This window comes from Ruegeria sp. B32, assembly GCF_025141855.1.
GTDB classification, from domain to species: Bacteria; Pseudomonadota; Alphaproteobacteria; order Rhodobacterales; family Rhodobacteraceae; genus Ruegeria; species Ruegeria arenilitoris.
Window position 1 is genome coordinate 609311 of sequence record NZ_CP081106.1, and the last position, 16000, is coordinate 625310.

A 16000-nucleotide genomic window follows, 5' to 3' on the forward strand; every position below is an offset into this window, starting at 1 on the left:
TCCGCGTCATTCCTGCCAGCGGCCGCAGAAATCCTGCGGGACAAGCAGGTTGTGCGGCCCCAGATCGGCCACGTTGCGCTCGCCGCACAGGGCCATTGTGGTGTCCAGTTCCTTCTGGATCACTTCCAGCGCGGTGGTCACGCCCTTTTGTCCCATCGCGCCCAGCCCGTAGACGAAAGCGCGCCCGATATAGGTGCCCTTTGCCCCCAGCGCCAGCGCCTTGAGCACGTCCTGCCCCGAGCGGATGCCGCTGTCGAGATGCACTTCGACGTCGCCGCCCACCGCATCCATGATCCGCGGCAGCATCCGGATCGAGCTGAGCGCGCCATCCAACTGCCGCCCGCCGTGGTTCGACACCACGATGGCGTCGGCGCCCAACTTGGCCGCCATCTTGGCGTCTTCGGGGTCTAGGATACCCTTCAGGATCACCTTGCCGCCCCATTGCTCCATCAGTTTCTCGATCTTCTTCCAGTCGAGGCTGGGATCGAACTGCTCGGCGGTCCACGCGCCCAGCGACGAGGCATCCGAGATGCCCTGAACATGGCCCACGATATTGCCGAACTCGCGCCGTTTCGCGCCCAGCATCTCGATGCCCCAGGCCCATTTCGTCATCAGGTTGGCGATCGTTTTGGCGGTCAGTTTCGGCGGGGCGGACAGGCCGTTCTTCAGGTCCTTGTGCCGTTGGCCGAGGATCTGCAGGTCAAGGGTGATGACCAGGGCCGAGCAGTTGGCATCCTTGGCGCGCTGGATCAGGCGGCGGACGTAGTCTTCGTCCTTCATGGTGTACAGCTGGAACCAGAACGGCGCGCCGGTATGTTCGGCCACATCTTCGATCGAGTTGATCGACATGGTCGACAACGTGAAGGGCACGCCGAATTCCAGCGCGGCCTTGGCGGCCTTCATTTCACCATCCGCATGCTGCATCCCGGTCAGGCCCACGGGTGCCAGGGCCACCGGCATGGCAACGTCCTGTCCGATCATCTGCGACGCGGTCGAGCGGCCGGACATGTCCACCGCAACCTTCTGGCGCAGGCGGATGTCGTGGAAGTCCGAGCTGTTGTCGCGGAAGGTCTGCTCGGTCCAGCTGCCGCTTTCGGCATAGTCATAGAACATCCGGGGCACCCGGCGTTCATAGATGCGTTTCAGGTCGTCGATATTGGTAATGACAGGCATGGCCGCACCCTTCTGTAGATTGGTTAGGTTTCTTTACCAATTCTTCCGCCGCGGCGCAACGGCCAGTTGCGCATGTGGTCAGGTGGGTCAAAGGCGCAAAGAAAAACCGCCGCAGGCGTGCGGCCTGCAGCGGTTGCAATCCGTTTGGGGTTTGGCCTCAGGCGCTGTGGGCGCCGTCTGCCAGCGATTTCACGAAGTCCAGAACCTCGGCCACGGGTTTGCCGGCGGCGATCTGACTGACGATGGCCGAGCCGACCACCGCTCCGTCGGCAACGCTGGCGATGGCACGTGATTTCTCGGGCGTATTGATGCCGAACCCCACGATCACCGGAAGATCGGTCGCCGCCTTGATGCGCGCGACCTCGGGGCCGACATCGGTTGCCTCGGCTTCGGCCGCGCCGGTGATGCCGGTGATCGAGACGTAATAGACAAAGCCCGATGTGTTCTGCAGCACTCGCGGCAGCCGCTTGTCATCCGTGGTGGGCGTCGCCAGCCGGATGAAGTTCAGACCGGCCGCCTGCGCGGGCAGGCACAGCTCGTCATCTTCCTCGGGCGGCAGGTCGACGACGATCAGACCGTCGATGCCGGCCTCTTTGGCGTCGGCCAGGAACTTGTCCACGCCGCGGCTGTAGATCGGGTTGTAATAGCCCATCAGTACGATCGGGGTGGTGTCATCGGTTTCCCGGAACGCCTTGGCCAGATCCAGCGTGCGTTGCAGCGTCATGCCGCCGTCCAGCGCCCGTTGACCCGCCGCCTGAATGGTGGGGCCGTCCGCCATCGGATCGGTGAAGGGCAGGCCCAGTTCGATCACGTCCACGCCGGCCCCCGGCAGGCCGCGAACGATCTCAAGCGAGGTGTCATAGTCGGGATCCCCGGCCATGATATAGGCGACAAAGGCCTTCTTCCCCTCGGCTTTAAGGGCGGCGAACTTGGCGTCGATACGGGTCATGGACGATCCTTGCATACAGGTTTGGACCTGATGTGCAGAAACTTTGGCCGAAAATCAATCCCGTCCTGAGCGGTGGGGTCAGAAGTTCAGGTGATACCGCAGCAAGAGCGCGTTCACGCCGGGGTTTTCCTCTTGCGTGCTGGCGTTCGATTTGTGGGTCACGGCCAGCGATATGTCATTGCCGTTGTTCAACGTGTAGCCCAGCCCGAAAAGGCTTCGGATTTCGAAGCTCCCGCCAAGGTCGTTCAATTCGTTGGCTTCGCTGTAGAAACCCGGCATCACGCTGCCTTCCACGAACCATCTGTCGGCAAAGGAATAGACCCCGATCACCCCGGCGCCGATATGTGTGTTTCCATCCTCGTCCACCGACAGCGCGGCCCCCAGCGCAGCGCTGAAGCGGGTGGCCTCGTGAAATGGCCGGTGCTGGTATTCGAGGGAAAAGATCGCCTGGTCAATCGAGCTGCTGTCGGAATAGTCAGCGTAGCCGGCGCCGAAAATCACCGACTGCGCCTGCGCGGCTGTTGAAAAAGCCAGAAAAGCGGCGCTTGAAAGGAGGTTTTTCATGGGAATGTTCGCTGTTGATATTCGTTACAAAGTTAAAGTTTGACACTATTCTCTCGTGTTCAATGTCAACAAGTACACGTTTTCCCTACATTCTCGTGATGTTGCAGATTGGACTCAGGGCCAGTTGCCACGGGTGCCTTGCGCATCGCACCGGACCCGCATAGAAGCAGCCCGCGAATGGCATCAGGAGGCCGTCATGGGCTTTAAAATGGGTATCGTGGGTCTGCCGAATGTCGGCAAGTCGACCCTGTTCAACGCGCTGACCAAGACCGCGGCCGCGCAGGCGGCGAATTTCCCGTTCTGCACGATCGAACCCAATGTGGGTGACGTGGCCGTTCCCGATGCGCGTCTGGACAAGTTAGCTGCGATCGCCAAGTCGAAGCAGATCATCCCGACCCGGATGACCTTCGTAGATATTGCAGGCCTGGTCAAAGGCGCTTCAAAAGGTGAGGGGCTGGGGAACCAGTTTCTGGCCAACATTCGCGAAACCGATGCCATCGCTCATGTGTTGCGCTGTTTCGAAGATGGCGACGTGACCCATGTCGAAGGCAAGGTCGATCCGGTGGCCGATGCCGAGACCATCGAGACCGAACTGATGCTGGCCGATCTGGAAAGCATCGAAAAGCGTCGCGCCAACCTCGTGCGCAAGCTCAAGGGCAACGACAAGGAGACGCAGCAGCAGGATCGGTTGCTGGCCACCGCGCAAGAGATGCTGGAAAGCGGCAAACCCGCCCGTTTGGTCGAGGTGTCTGACGAGGATGCAAAAGCCTGGAAGATGCTGCAGTTGCTGACCACCAAGCCGGTCCTGTATGTCTGCAATGTCTCGGAAGAAGACGCTGCCGAAGGCAATGAATATTCCGCGCGTGTGGCCGAGATGGCCGCGGCGCAGGGCAATGCCCATGTCATCATCAGCGCCAAGATCGAAGAAGAGATCAGTCTGCTGGAGCCTGAAGAGGCGCAGATGTTCCTCGAAGAGATGGGGCTCGAAGAACCGGGCCTCGATCGGCTGATCCGTGCGGGGTACGACCTGCTCAAACTGGAAACCTATTTCACGGTCGGCCCGAAAGAGGCCCGCGCCTGGACCATTCGCAGGGGTACTGCAGCGCCTCAGGCGGCCGGTGTCATCCACGGGGACTTTGAAAAGGGTTTCATCCGCGCCGAGACCATTGCCTATGATGACTTCGTAGCGTGCAATGGCGAACAGGGTGCCAAAGAGGCCGGCAAGATGCGTGCAGAAGGCAAAAGCTATGTCGTCAAGGACGGCGACGTGATGCACTTCCTGTTCAACACCTGATCACGAAACAGCTTTTCTGGGCGGGCATTGGCGGTATCTTACGGTATCGCTCCAATCCGCCCGAGGCCCGCACGTGTTCGAAATCCGCGATCTGCAACTGCTCAGCGCCTTGGCGCGCCACCGCCATTTTGCCAAGGCAGCCGAGGAGTGCGGTATTTCGCAGCCCGCGTTCTCGATGCGTATCCGCAACCTCGAGGATCGGCTTGGCGTGTCCATCGTCCGCCGTGCGAACCGCTTTCAGGGCCTGACCGAAGAGGGCGAGATGATCGTCCGCCGCGCTCGCCGCATACTGGATGACGCCAAAGCGCTCGAGCAGGAGGTGCAGGCGATCAAGGGCGAGATCACCGGTACACTGATCCTGGGCGTGATCCCGACCGCCATCGCGTTTACTGGCCGCTTGGTCAAGCGGCTGCAGCAGGCGCATCCGCGTATCCTGTCGCGGATCGAGACGATGTCGGCCACGGCAATCCAGCACCGTCTGGACGAAGGCAGCCTGGATGCCGGGATCACCTATGGCGACAGCATCGGCACTGATCTGCGCTATGTGCAGCCTTTGTACGAGGAAACCTATGTTTTGCTCGTACCCGAGCATATGACGCAGGGCACGGGCCCGATCCCCTGGGCACGGGTGGCCGAGTTCCCGCTCAGCCTGCTGGAGCCCCAGATGCAGAACAGGCGCATCCTCGACAGGATATTTGCCGAACAGGGGTTGCATCCGCGTGTGGTGGCCGAAACCAGCGGATTTACTGCCTCGATGGTCATGGCGCGCGAAGGGCTGGCGGCGACGGTCGTGCCAAGGGTTCTGGTGCGGGCGCTCGGCGATTTGAAAGGCACACGTGTCCTGCCTCTGGTTGATCCTGTGGTCAGCAAGCCGATCTGTCTGGCGACGCTGGCGCGGGATCCGGAATTGCCCACCGTTGGCGCATTGCGGCAGGTCGTGACGTCTTTGCGGTGATAAACTGTCGTTATCGTGCCATTGGTTTTTGCGATTTGACGATATGCTACTCTGATGAGAGACGAGGCTCGATCGGAGGGCATCATGGCACCATTGGATACCAAGCCATCAGGCGCGCCAAAGGGCGTCTGGAAGTCAGGTAAAGGCAAGGGGCGACACACGCCCAAGGGACGGCAATTCACCGACGAGGCGCAGGCCGAGATTCAGCGCCTGCTGGGCGACCGCCCGCGCCGCCGCGATCTGCTGATCGAGTTTCTGCATCTGATCCAGGACACGCACGGCCATATCAGTTCCGACCACATCGCCGCGTTGGCCGTCGAGATGCGGATCGGTCAGGCCGAGATCTACGAGACCGCGACTTTCTATGCCCATTTCGACGTAGTCAAAGAGGGCGAAACTCCGCCCCTCGCGCTGACCATCCGCGTCTGCGATTCCCTGTCCTGTGAAATGGCAGGCGCGCAACAGCTGAAGAAGGCGCTGGAGGATGGGCTGGATCCGTCCGAAGTGCGCATTCTGCGCGCGCCCTGCATGGGGCGCTGCGACACCGCGCCGGTGCTGGAAATCGGGCACAACCATATCGACCACGCGACCCCCGAAAAGGTACAGGCCGCCATCGCGGCCGGGGACACCGACGCCCATCTGCCCGACTATGAAACCTTCGCGGCCTATGTCGAGAACGGCGGCTACGCCAAGCTGAAAGAACTGCGTGAGGGCGGCGACTGGGAAGAGGTTCAGGAACAGGTTCTGGCCTCGGGCCTGCGCGGCTTGGGCGGCGCCGGGTTCCCTTCGGGCAAGAAATGGGGCTTTGTCCGCATGAATGACGGCCCGCGTTACCTGGCCGTGAACGGAGACGAGGGCGAGCCCGGCACGTTCAAGGACCGCTACTATCTGGAGCGCACGCCGCATGTTTTCCTCGAAGGCATGCTGATCGCCGCGTGGGTAGTCGAGGCACAGACCTGCTTCATCTACATGCGCGACGAATATCCGGCGGTGCTGGAAATTCTTCGGCGCGAGATTGTTGCGCTGGAACAGGCCGGGATCGTCGAGAAAGGCTATATCGACCTGCGGCGCGGCGCGGGCGCCTATATCTGCGGCGAAGAATCCGCGATGATCGAATCGATCGAGGGCAAAAAGGGCCTGCCGCGCCACCGCCCGCCTTTCGTGGCGCAGGTCGGCGTATTCGGTCGCCCGACGCTGGTGCACAACGTGGAAACGCTCTACTGGGTGTCCAAGATCTGCCGGGAAGGCCCGGAAATCCTCAATTCGGTTGAAAAGAATGGCCGCAAGGGCCTGCGCAGCTACTCGGTCTCGGGCCGGGTGGCGAAACCCGGCGTTTACCTGCTGCCGGCCGGCTCGACCATTCTTGACGTGATTGATGCCGCCGGGGGCATGGCCGAGGGCCATGTGTTCAAGGCGTATCAACCGGGTGGTCCGTCGTCGGGTCTGTTGCCCGCGTCGATGGACGACGTCCCGTTGGACTTCGACACGCTGCAGCCGCTGGGCACCTTCATCGGGTCTGCCGCCGTGGTGGTTCTGTCCGATCAGGACACCGCGAGGGATGCTGCGCTGAACATGCTGCGCTTTTTCGAGGACGAAAGCTGTGGCCAGTGCACGCCCTGCCGGGCGGGCTGCGAAAAGGCGGTCAAGCTGATGCAAGCCGACAAGTGGGACACCGACCTGCTGGAAGATCTGTGTCAGGTGATGGGCGATGCCTCGATCTGCGGCCTGGGGCAGGCGGCCCCGAACCCGATCCGCCTGGTCATGAAACACTTCGCCAATGAGATCTGAGGGAGACAGCCATGCTTGATGCAAGCGAAACCAAGACCGTCACCTTCAACCTGAACGGCGAAGACGTGACCGTGCCTCAGGGCACCACGATCTGGGAAGCGGCCAACGGCAAGGGTCTGGTCATCCCGCATCTGTGCCATAAACCCGCGCCGGGCTATCGCCCGGACGGCAACTGCCGCGCCTGCATGGTCGAGGTCGAGGGCGAGCGCACGCTGGTCGCCTCGTGCATCCGTCCGGCGGCCGAGGGGATGGTGGTGAAGACCGACACCGACCGCGCCGAGAAATCCCGCGCGCTGGTGATGGAACTGCTGGTGGCCGACCAGCCCGAGCAGACGCACGATGCATCCAGCCATTTCTGGGACATGGCCAGGCTGAACGATGTCAGCGACAGTAGGTTCCCGGCGAAGGAGCCCGAGAAGATCCCGCTGCTGGATGACAGCCATGTGGCGATGCGGGTCAATCTGGATGCCTGCATCAACTGCAACCTCTGCGTCCGTGCCTGCCGCGACGTGCAGGTCAATGACGTGATCGGCATGGCCGGTCGCGGGCATACCGCGCAGGTGGTGTTCGACCAGAACGACCCGATGGGCGAGTCGACCTGCGTCGCCTGCGGCGAATGCGTTCAGGCCTGCCCGACCGGCGCCCTGATGCCCGCCACCGTGCTGGACGACCAGCAGCGCGGCGACAGCAAGGATTACGACAGCGAGACCGAAAGCGTCTGCCCCTTCTGCGGGGTGGGCTGCAAGGTCAGCCTCAAGGTCAAGGACGGCAAGGTCAGTTATGTCGAGGGCATCAACGGCCCCGCCAACGAAGGCCGCCTGTGCGTCAAGGGCCGGTTCGGGTTCGACTACATCCACCACCCGCACCGCCTGACCAAGCCGCTGATCCGGCGCGAGGATGCGCCGCCGAAGGGCCTGAACGTCGATCCTGCGGATTGGAGCACCCATTTCCGCGAAGCGACCTGGGACGAGGCGCTGGATCTGGCCGCCAAGGGGCTGATGAAGCTGCGGGATGAGGATCCGCGCAGCGTGGCGGGCTTTGGCTCGGCCAAATGTACCAACGAAGAGGCCTATCTGTTCCAGAAGTTCATCCGTCAGGGCTTTGGTCACAACAACGTGGACCACTGCACGCGGCTGTGCCATGCCTCGTCGGTGGCGGCGCTGATCGAGAACGTGGGCTCGGGCGCGGTGACCGCGACCTTCAACGAGATCGAGAACGCCGATGTGGCCATCATCATCGGCGCCAACCCGATCGAGAACCATCCCGTCGCAGCCACCTATTTCAAGCAGTTCGCCAAGCGCGGCGGCAAGCTGATCGTGATGGACCCGCGCGGCGTGGGCATGCGCAAATTCGCGACCGAGATGCTGCAGTTCCGGCCCGGTGCCGATGTCTCGATGCTGAACGCGATCATGAACGTGATCGTCGAGGAAGAGCTGTATGACAGCCAGTACATCCACCGCTGGACCGAGAACTGGGAGGCCGAGAAGGAGCACCTGCGCCAGTTCACCCCCGAGAAGATGGCGCCGATCTGCGGCATCGAACCCGATCAATTGCGCCGCGTGGCCCGGATTTTCGCCAATGCAAATGCGGGTCTGATCTTCTGGGGCATGGGCGTCAGCCAGCATATCCACGGCACCGACAATTCGCGCTGCCTGATCTCGCTGGCGCTGATGACGGGCAATGTGGGCAAGCCCGGCGCGGGTCTGCACCCGCTGCGCGGGCAGAACAACGTGCAGGGGGCGTCGGATGCCGGCCTGATCCCGATGTTCCTGCCCGACTACCAGTCGGTCACCGACGACGCCGTGCGGGCAAAGTTCAGCCAGGTCTGGAACTCGGGCGACTTCTCGAACGAGAAGGGCCTGACCGTGACCGAGATCATCGACCACGCCTATGCGGGCAAGATCAAAGGCATGTACATCCTGGGCGAAAACCCGGCCATGTCCGACCCCGACGTGCACCACGCCCGCGAGGCGCTGGCCAAGCTGGATCTGATGATCGTGCAGGACATCTTTTTGACCGAGACGGCGAACTATGCCGACATCATCCTGCCCGCCTCGGCGCTGTATGAAAAGAACGGCACGGTATCGAACACGAACCGTCAGGTGCAGCGCGTGCGCCCCGCGGTACCGCCGCCGGGCCACGCGCGCGAGGACTGGGCGATCACGGTCGATCTGGCAAAGCGCATCGGGCTTAACTGGGATTACACGGATGTCTCGCAGGTGTTCAACGAGATGAAGCTGACCATGGCGTCGCTGGACAACATCACCTGGGAGCGGCTCGAAACCGAGAGCATCACCTATCCGTCGCTGTCCGAGACCGATCCGGGCCAGTCGATCGTGTTCGGCGACGGCTTCCCGCGCCCGGATGGCCGTGCGAAATTCACCCCGGCCAGCATCATCCCTCCGGATGAGGCCCCGGACGAGGAATTCCCGATGATTGCCACCACAGGGCGGCAGCTGGAACACTGGCACACCGGGTCCATGACCCGTCGTGCCAAGGTTCTGGACGCGGTCGAACCCGAGGCGAACTGTTCGATGAACCCGCGCACGCTCAAGCTGATGGGGATCGAGCCAGGCGAGATGGTGCGTCTGACCACCCGGCGCGGCTCGATCGAGATCATGGTGCGTGCCGACCGGGCGATCGCCGAGGACATGGTGTTCATCCCCTTTGCCTATGTCGAGGCGGCGGCGAACATCCTGACCAACTCGGCCATCGACCCCTATGGCAAGATCCCCGAGTTCAAGTTTTCGGCCATCCGCGTCGAAAGGATCGAGGACGCCATCGCGGCCGAGTAGGGCCCGCAACCACTCACGAAACCTGGAAAGGCGGGCCCGCATGCCCGCCTTTTTTCATGGCTTGACAGATGCTTGCAGCCGGCCAACCCTTGAGCCGCGCAAACCCGGAGGAGTTCATGGCCCGCCGTTTCGTCGATCTGTCCGTCCCGCTGGAAACCGGCATCGTGTCGGACCCGCCGATCATGCTGCCGCAGATCGAATACATGAGCCATGACCAGACGGCCGAGCAGGTGATGGCTTTTTTCCCCGGTCTGAAGAAAGAGGACCTGCCCGGCGGCGAGGGCTGGGCCATCGAACGTCTGCAGATCGCCACCCATAACGGCACGCATCTGGACGCGCCGTACCATCACCACTCGACCATGAACCGGGGCGAGCGGGCGATCACCATCGACGAGGTGCCGCTGGAGTGGTGCATGAACCCGGGCGTGAAGCTGGATTTCCGGCATTTCGAGGATGGCTACGTCGTCACCGCCGCCGATGTCGCAGCCGAGCTGAAGCGGATCGGGCATGACCTTCGACCGCTGGATATCGTCGTGGTCAACACCTCGGCCGGCACCTGTTATGGCCAGCCGGATTACCTGATGAAAGGCTGCGGGATGGGGCGCGAGGCCACGCTGTACCTGACCGAGCGCGGCGTGCGCGTGACTGGCACCGACGCCTGGAGCTGGGACGCGCCCTTTCCGCTGACCGCGCAGGAATACGCGGAAACACATGACCCCTCGATCATCTGGGAGGGGCATCGCGCGTCGATGGAGATCGGCTATTGCCACATGGAGAAGCTGACCAATCTGGAAAGCCTGCCGCCCACGGGGTTCGAGATCTCGTGCTTTCCGTTCAAGATCAAGGGCGCCTCGGCCGGGTTCATCCGCGCGGTGGCGATCTTCGAGGAGGAAGACGACGAATGACCCGGGAAAACGAGCCTTTGGGAGGCCATGACGGCCCGTACCCCGCACCGGTCGAAATCACCGGTTTCACGGTCCAACCCGATTGGATTGACTATAATGGCCACATGAATGTGGGGTATTATGGCGTGGTGTTCGATCTGGCCTTTGAACGGCTGCTGGTCGATCATCTGGGCTTGGGCGAACCGCAGGTCGCGGCGCTGGAGCAGGGGCCGTACATCCTGCAGTCGCACCTGCATTTCCTGCGCGAGGTTCGCGAGGGCGAGGCGCTGGTTTTCCGGTTTCGGATGCTGGATGCCGATCACAAGCGTGGTCACTATTTTGCGCAGATGGTGTCGGCCGAGGATGGCGTGGTCTGTGCAACCCAAGAGGCCCTGTTCATGAATGTCAGCCACACAACAGGCCGGTCGGAACCCTATCCGGACTGGGCCGCGGCGCGGTTGGCGCGAATGGTGTCCGACCATGCCGCATTGCCCCCCGAGCCGCAGATCGGAAAACCAATCGGCATTCGGCGCAAATAGCCCGGGGATGGCCTTAGTTGCCAGAATTCCAGGAGCGGGCTACGCTGACCACCCGGTTCGGGCTTGGTCACGGGAGGGCAACCAAATGTGGATCTTGAGGAAATGCGCGCAGGCGCCGGCCTGTATATTGGCGGCATCGCTGATCGTCTTGCCTGCGTCAGCCGCTTTGGCGGACAAGAAGAAGGAAGAAGATGCGCTGAAGGGCGCCCTGATCGGCGCCGGCGTCGGAGCGTTGATCGGAGATGGCAAAGGCGCGGCCGCAGGTGCGGTTGTCGGTGCCATCATTGGGGCAAACCGCAAGTAACGGGGGTGTCCATGATTGACCGCCTTCAGAAAGGAGCCCTGATGCGACTGCTTGATTTCAAACCTGTTCTGGCTGGCTTGATCCTTCTCCCGTCCATCGGCACGGCGGACGAGGCCGCCGACCAGATGGCGCAAGACGCACTTCCGCTGATGTACCATACCTGCGCGTCGGTCATCGAAGAGGCTGATGGGAATGATGAATACGTTTTCGACATCGTCAGAAAGATGACCGCTCTTTCACTCTACAACCGTCAGGTTGATATCGAAGAGTTTGCATCCTCGGACGAAGATAAGGCCAAGCTGCGTGAGGCTTTTCTTTCAGCGTTGACCGAAGGTTGCGCAGGCGATGAGGATGCCCTGTTGGGTGGTGTCGTCGACGATGCCGTTAGATCAACGCTTGGGCTGTAGGGGCTGGGCTCAATAGTGCGGTGGGCGCTCGTCGCCCAGAATGACTCCGCCGGATCCTTCCTGCGCACGTTCGGCTTCGCGCTGCATCAACATCGCCACGCGGCGGGTCAGGCGGTCGATTTCGTCCTGCTGCTTGGCGACCACCATGCTCAGGTCATCCACGGTGCGGGTCAGATGGGCAATTTTTTCTTCCAGATGCTGCATCGCTGGGGCTCCTGTGATCTGGTGCGGTCATACCGCTGTGGCGCGCGCAATGCCAGCGCTGGCTTGCCCCGACCCAGACCATGGGATAGACCGCGCGCGCAAGTGATGAAATCCCAAGGACGCCCCACATGGCCAAGCCCAAGAAACAGCCCCGCCCCAAGGCCGTCACGCCGAAAGGGTTCCGCGACTATTTCGGCCAGGAAGTCACGCAGCGCACCGAGATGCTGCGGACGATTGCGGACGTCTATCATCGCTATGGGTTTGACGCGCTGGAAAGCAGCGCCGTGGAAACGGTCGAGGCGCTGGGCAAATTTCTGCCCGACGTCGATCGCCCGAACGAAGGCGTGTTCGCCTGGCAGGAGTTTGACGAGGGCGGCAACGGCGACTGGATGGCGCTGCGCTACGACCTGACCGCGCCGCTGGCCCGGGTCTATGCCCAGCACCGCAACGATCTGCCCACGCCCTATCGCCGCTATGCGATGGGTCCGGTCTGGCGCAACGAAAAGCCGGGGCCGGGGCGGTATCGCCAGTTCTATCAGTGTGATGCGGATACTGTGGGTACGGCTAGTATGGCCGCCGATGCCGAAATCTGCGCCATGCTTTCCGACACGCTGGAGACCGTGGGCATCCCGCGCGGCGACTATGTGGTGCGGGTCAACAACCGCAAGGTCCTGAACGGCGTGCTCGAGGCCATGTGCCTCAGCACGGACGCGGCGGCGCGCGATGACGTTCTGCGCACCATCGACAAGTTCGACAAGGCGGGCGAGCAGGGCGTGCGCGAGTTGCTGACCAAGGGCCGGCTGGACGCCTCGGGCGCGTTCATCGATGGGGTGGGCCTGTCCGACGATCAGGCCGAGCCGGTGATCGCCTTCCTGACATCCAAGGCTGATGACGCCGCCGGAACGCTGGCTAACCTGCGCGCGGCCGTGGGCGACAGCAAGATCGGCGCCGAAGGCATCTCGGAACTGGAACAGATCGGCGAATTGCTGGCCGCGGGCGGTTATGGCGCCGATCGCATCCAGATCGACCCCTCGGTCGTGCGAGGGCTGGGATACTACACCGGTCCAGTCTACGAGGCCGAGCTGACCTTCGAGATCTTCGACGAAAAGGGCCGCAAGAGGCAGTTCGGGTCGGTCTCGGGCGGCGGGCGCTATGATGATCTGGTGAAGCGTTTCACCGGACAGGAAGTGCCCGCGACGGGTATCTCGATCGGGGTCGACCGGTTGTTGGCCGCGCTGCGCGAAAAAGGTCGGATCAAGTCACATGACACCGGGCCGGTCGTCGTGACCGTGATGGACCGGGACCGCATGGCCGACTATCAGGCGATGGTGGCCGAACTGCGCAATGCCGGCATCCGCGCCGAGGTTTACTTGGGCAACCCCAAGAATTTCGGCAATCAGTTGAAATACGCGGACAAGCGGAACTCGCCCGTCGCGGTGATCGAGGGCGGGGACGAGAAGGACCGTGGCGTGGTTCAGATCAAGGACCTGATCCTGGGCGCCAAGATCGCCGAGAGCGCCACGCTCGAGGAATGGAAGGAACGCCCCAGCCAGTTCGAGGTGCCGCGCGGTGATCTGGTCGCCAAGGTGCGCGAGATTCTGGACAGTCAGGACTGAGCCATGCCCAATCGATCCCAGATCCAGGCCCGGGCCGCGATGATGCGCGTGCGCTTCGAAGCCGCCGGGGCACAGGTCGTCGACACGCCGCTGCTGCAATCGGCCGAGACGCTGCTGGACCTTTACGGCGAGGATATCCGCGCGCGCGCCTATGTCACCTCGGACGCGCTGCGCGGCGAACAGATGCTGCGCCCGGATTTCACTCTGCCGGTGGTGCAGATGCACATGCGCGACGGGGCCGAACCGGCGCGCTATACCTATTCGGGCGAGGTGTTCCGCCGTCAGGAACATGACCCCGACCGCGCCAATGAATACATCCAGGTGGGCTATGAGGTCTTTGACCGCGACGATCCGGCAGGGGCCGATGCCGAGGTGTTCTCGCTGTTTGCCCTGCAATTGCGGGGCCTGCCGCTGCGCGCGGCGACCGGCGACATCGGCATTCTGACCGCGGCCGTACAAGGCCTGCGCACCTCCGACCAACGCAAGGCCGCGCTGATGCGCCATCTGTGGCGTCCGCGCCGGTTCCGGTCTCTGCTGGACCGGTTCGCGGGCCGCAAGCCCGAGCCGGACCACCGCGCCGCTTTGCTCGGGGCGGCCGACCCGATGGCCTGCGACGCGCCGATGATCGGCAAGCGCCGGCCGGCCGAGATCGCCGCCCGTATCGACGCCCTGCGCGCCGACCGCGACACGCCGCCGATTTCCGACACGGAAATGGCCGGGCTGGATTCGTTGCTGGGCGTGCGCGAGACCATGCCCTATGCGCTGGAGCATCTGCGCGACATCGCCGTCGATCTGCCCCAGATCACCCCCGCCCTGGACCGGCTCGAGGCGCGGATCGCCGCCCTGCAGGCGCGTGGCGTTGATGTCGGCAAGCTGGATTTCGAGGCCTCGTATGGGCGCACCTCGATGGAATATTACGACGGGTTCGTTTTCGGTTTCTACGCCGAGCGCCGCCCCGACCTGCCGCCCATCGCCACCGGCGGGCGCTATGACGCGCTGACGCGGCGGCTGGGCAACGGGGCCGAGATCCCGGCGGTGGGTGGCGTGCTGCGCCCCGACCTGATGCTGGAAATCGAGGAGGCGGGCCAATGACCCTGAAGCTGGGCGTGCCGTCCAAGGGGCGGCTGATGGAGAAAACCTTTGCCTGGTTCGCCCGCCACGGGATCGAGCTGTCGCGCGCCGGGTCCGACCGGGAATACGCAGGCAAGGTGGACGGGATCGAGGATGTCTCGCTGATCCTGCTGTCCGCCGGAGAGATCCCGCGCGAACTGGCTGCCGGGCGGATTCACCTGGGCGTGACCGGCACTGATCTGGTGCACGAGAAACTGCCACGCTGGGAACAGCAGGTCGAAGAAATCGCGCCGCTGGGCTTTGGCCAGGCCGATCTGGTGATCGCGGTTCCGGCCTGCTGGGTCGATGTCGAGACGCTGGATGACCTGGACGCCGCCGCCGCCGCCTTTCGGGCCACGCATGGGCACCGTCTGCGGATCGCCACCAAGTACCACCGCCTGGTGCGAGAGTTCCTGACCGACTCCGGGGTTGCCGATTATACTCTGGTTGACAGCCAGGGTGCGACCGAGGGAACGGTGATGAACGAAACCGCCGAGGCGATCGCCGACATCACATCGACCGGCGAGACCCTGCGTGCCAACCACCTTAAGATCCTGTCAGATGGGTTGATCCTGCAATCGCAGGCCACTTTGTGGCGCAGCCGGGTTGCGGAGTACGGGGGGGGCGAAAAGGCTGCTCTGGCAGAAGTAATGCGCCGTTTGGGCTGAGGCTAGAGCACGCCGATTTCAGCCAGCGCGCGGTTCAGATCCTCGGGCAGGGCGTCGTCCTGCGCGCGGCTTTCGGGCAGGTCTGCGGGGCTGTCCTCGGGTTTCAGATAGCGCCAGCCCTGAAACGGCCGTTTCTGCGCGCCCTGGGTGCGGTGGACCTGAGGGTCCAGCACGATGGCGCAGCGGCGGATGCCGTCCTCACCCGTCACCTCGTCCAGCCGCAAGATGCGCTGGCGGCACTGGATGACGCCCTTGATGACCCAGAAGATCGACCCGCCGTTCAGAATCTCGGCCTCGCGCTTGGGCCACATGCGGGTGATGTGGCGGGGCAGGCCGTCCGCAAAGCGCTGGCGATAGCTGTCCTGCCAGGCGATCAGGCTGTCCACGCTCTCGGACCCGACCGAGAGTTTCACGAGGTTGATATACTTATTCACAGCTTTCCCACAGAGTCGTCCCAAGGACTACCTTTATATTGTAGCTTACCTTTGCGCGCTATCAAGCTGTTGTGGTTTGCGGGGGGCAGCGTCTATTCTGGGTGCCTCTTTCAATACAGGGAATCAGAATCAATGCGGCAATCAAGCGAACAGGGGGAACCAAAACCAGACCCGTAGGCTGAAGATGCTGGCACCCCGAACAATCGGGGCGCCAATCAGTTGGGGATGGCATGGTGCGGGGTGAGGTCTTCCCAGCCGACGCCCCGAGGGTTCGAGTCCCTCCATCTCCACCACCTATCCTGACCCCGAAGGGTAT

The 16000-nt window shown here is 63.0% G+C and carries 16 protein-coding genes; 11 read left to right on the forward strand and 5 right to left on the reverse strand.

All coding sequences use genetic code 11. From position 1 onward, the window contains the following. Positions 1–6 precede the first annotated feature (6 nt). The 3 genes from K3752_RS03225 to K3752_RS03235 form a co-directional block, all read right to left on the reverse strand. Positions 7–1173: an alpha-hydroxy acid oxidase gene (locus K3752_RS03225; RefSeq protein WP_260064921.1), complete on the reverse strand. Its 1167-nt coding sequence runs from the start codon at positions 1171–1173 to the stop codon at positions 7–9. A gap of 157 nt (positions 1174–1330) precedes the next feature. After that, positions 1331–2122, reverse strand: coding sequence for a tryptophan synthase subunit alpha (gene trpA, locus K3752_RS03230; protein ID WP_260064923.1), 792 nt, complete (start codon positions 2120–2122; stop codon positions 1331–1333). 78 nt (positions 2123–2200) lie between these two features. Further along, positions 2201–2686 carry an acyloxyacyl hydrolase gene (locus K3752_RS03235; protein WP_170340476.1) on the reverse strand — a complete coding sequence of 162 codons (486 nt, stop codon included), beginning with the start codon at positions 2684–2686 and terminating at the stop codon, positions 2201–2203. Between the two features lie 196 nt (positions 2687–2882). Here K3752_RS03235 and ychF point away from each other — a divergent pair, with 196 nt between their 5' ends. The 8 genes from ychF (at position 2883) to K3752_RS03275 (ending at position 11652) form a co-directional block, all read left to right on the forward strand. After that, positions 2883–3980, forward strand: a complete 1098-nt coding sequence (gene ychF / locus K3752_RS03240) for a redox-regulated ATPase YchF (protein ID WP_260064926.1) — start codon at positions 2883–2885, stop codon at positions 3978–3980. A 73-nt stretch (positions 3981–4053) separates the two neighbouring features. Further along, positions 4054–4935, forward strand: coding sequence for a LysR family transcriptional regulator (locus tag K3752_RS03245; protein WP_170357095.1), 882 nt, complete (start codon positions 4054–4056; stop codon positions 4933–4935). A gap of 84 nt (positions 4936–5019) precedes the next feature. Continuing rightward, entirely contained in the window at positions 5020–6723 is a 1704-nt protein-coding gene (locus K3752_RS03250) for an NAD(P)H-dependent oxidoreductase subunit E (protein WP_260064928.1), read from the forward strand. A gap of 11 nt (positions 6724–6734) precedes the next feature. Then, a complete protein-coding gene (gene fdhF, locus K3752_RS03255; RefSeq protein ID WP_260064929.1) occupies positions 6735–9518 on the forward strand; it encodes a formate dehydrogenase subunit alpha in 2784 nt (927 codons plus the stop codon). Positions 9519–9634: 116 nt separating this feature from the next. Beyond that, positions 9635–10423 (forward strand): cyclase family protein, encoded by a 789-nt coding sequence (locus tag K3752_RS03260; RefSeq protein WP_170357098.1) that lies wholly within the window; start codon positions 9635–9637, stop codon positions 10421–10423. Next, positions 10420–10941: a thioesterase family protein gene (locus tag K3752_RS03265; RefSeq protein ID WP_260064932.1), complete on the forward strand. Its 522-nt coding sequence runs from the start codon at positions 10420–10422 to the stop codon at positions 10939–10941. Before K3752_RS03260 ends, K3752_RS03265 begins: the two co-directional genes overlap by 4 nt. A gap of 85 nt (positions 10942–11026) precedes the next feature. Further along, positions 11027–11245 carry a YMGG-like glycine zipper-containing protein gene (locus tag K3752_RS03270; protein ID WP_244952316.1) on the forward strand — a complete coding sequence of 73 codons (219 nt, stop codon included), beginning with the start codon at positions 11027–11029 and terminating at the stop codon, positions 11243–11245. 41 nt (positions 11246–11286) lie between these two features. Next, a complete protein-coding gene (locus K3752_RS03275; protein ID WP_260064934.1) occupies positions 11287–11652 on the forward strand; it encodes a hypothetical protein in 366 nt (121 codons plus the stop codon). 9 nt (positions 11653–11661) lie between these two features. Here the strand turns inward: K3752_RS03275 and K3752_RS03280 are convergent, their stop codons facing one another. Next, the gene (locus tag K3752_RS03280) at positions 11662–11856 is read right to left on the reverse strand and encodes a SlyX family protein (RefSeq protein ID WP_170357101.1); all 195 of its coding nucleotides are present in this window, start codon (positions 11854–11856) and stop codon (positions 11662–11664) included. A gap of 128 nt (positions 11857–11984) precedes the next feature. On the opposite strand from K3752_RS03280, the gene hisS reads away from it, so the two are divergent. The 3 genes from hisS to hisG are packed head-to-tail and all read left to right on the forward strand — an operon-like array spanning position 11985 to position 15250. Continuing rightward, positions 11985–13472, forward strand: coding sequence for a histidine--tRNA ligase (gene hisS / locus K3752_RS03285; RefSeq protein WP_260064937.1), 1488 nt, complete (start codon positions 11985–11987; stop codon positions 13470–13472). A 3-nt stretch (positions 13473–13475) separates the two neighbouring features. Beyond that, positions 13476–14564 carry an ATP phosphoribosyltransferase regulatory subunit gene (locus K3752_RS03290; protein ID WP_170357103.1) on the forward strand — a complete coding sequence of 363 codons (1089 nt, stop codon included), beginning with the start codon at positions 13476–13478 and terminating at the stop codon, positions 14562–14564. Continuing rightward, a complete protein-coding gene (hisG, locus tag K3752_RS03295) occupies positions 14561–15250 on the forward strand; it encodes an ATP phosphoribosyltransferase (RefSeq protein ID WP_260064940.1) in 690 nt (229 codons plus the stop codon). Before K3752_RS03290 ends, hisG begins: the two co-directional genes overlap by 4 nt. A gap of 2 nt (positions 15251–15252) precedes the next feature. Here hisG and K3752_RS03300 read toward each other — a convergent pair whose 3' ends face one another. Further along, positions 15253–15684 (reverse strand): DUF1489 family protein, encoded by a 432-nt coding sequence (locus K3752_RS03300; RefSeq protein ID WP_260064942.1) that lies wholly within the window; start codon positions 15682–15684, stop codon positions 15253–15255. Positions 15685–16000: the final 316 nt, after the last annotated feature.

What these genes read in the sequence shown, in the direction of transcription:
- K3752_RS03260 (WP_170357098.1), top strand. Translation starts at nt 9,635, where the DNA reads ATGGCCCGCCGTTTCGTCGATCTGTCCGTCCCGCTGGAAACCGGCATC.
- trpA (WP_260064923.1), bottom strand. Translation starts at nt 2,122, where the DNA reads ATGACCCGTATCGACGCCAAGTTCGCCGCCCTTAAAGCCGAGGGGAAG.
- K3752_RS03275 (WP_260064934.1), top strand. Translation starts at nt 11,287, where the DNA reads ATGCGACTGCTTGATTTCAAACCTGTTCTGGCTGGCTTGATCCTTCTC.
- hisS (WP_260064937.1), top strand. Translation starts at nt 11,985, where the DNA reads ATGGCCAAGCCCAAGAAACAGCCCCGCCCCAAGGCCGTCACGCCGAAA.
- K3752_RS03250 (WP_260064928.1), top strand. Translation starts at nt 5,020, where the DNA reads ATGGCACCATTGGATACCAAGCCATCAGGCGCGCCAAAGGGCGTCTGG.
- fdhF (WP_260064929.1), top strand. Translation starts at nt 6,735, where the DNA reads ATGCTTGATGCAAGCGAAACCAAGACCGTCACCTTCAACCTGAACGGC.
- K3752_RS03225 (WP_260064921.1), bottom strand. Translation starts at nt 1,173, where the DNA reads ATGCCTGTCATTACCAATATCGACGACCTGAAACGCATCTATGAACGC.
- K3752_RS03290 (WP_170357103.1), top strand. Translation starts at nt 13,476, where the DNA reads ATGCCCAATCGATCCCAGATCCAGGCCCGGGCCGCGATGATGCGCGTG.
- K3752_RS03265 (WP_260064932.1), top strand. Translation starts at nt 10,420, where the DNA reads ATGACCCGGGAAAACGAGCCTTTGGGAGGCCATGACGGCCCGTACCCC.
- K3752_RS03235 (WP_170340476.1), bottom strand. Translation starts at nt 2,686, where the DNA reads ATGAAAAACCTCCTTTCAAGCGCCGCTTTTCTGGCTTTTTCAACAGCC.
- ychF (WP_260064926.1), top strand. Translation starts at nt 2,883, where the DNA reads ATGGGCTTTAAAATGGGTATCGTGGGTCTGCCGAATGTCGGCAAGTCG.
- K3752_RS03280 (WP_170357101.1), bottom strand. Translation starts at nt 11,856, where the DNA reads ATGCAGCATCTGGAAGAAAAAATTGCCCATCTGACCCGCACCGTGGAT.
- K3752_RS03270 (WP_244952316.1), top strand. Translation starts at nt 11,027, where the DNA reads ATGTGGATCTTGAGGAAATGCGCGCAGGCGCCGGCCTGTATATTGGCG.
- hisG (WP_260064940.1), top strand. Translation starts at nt 14,561, where the DNA reads ATGACCCTGAAGCTGGGCGTGCCGTCCAAGGGGCGGCTGATGGAGAAA.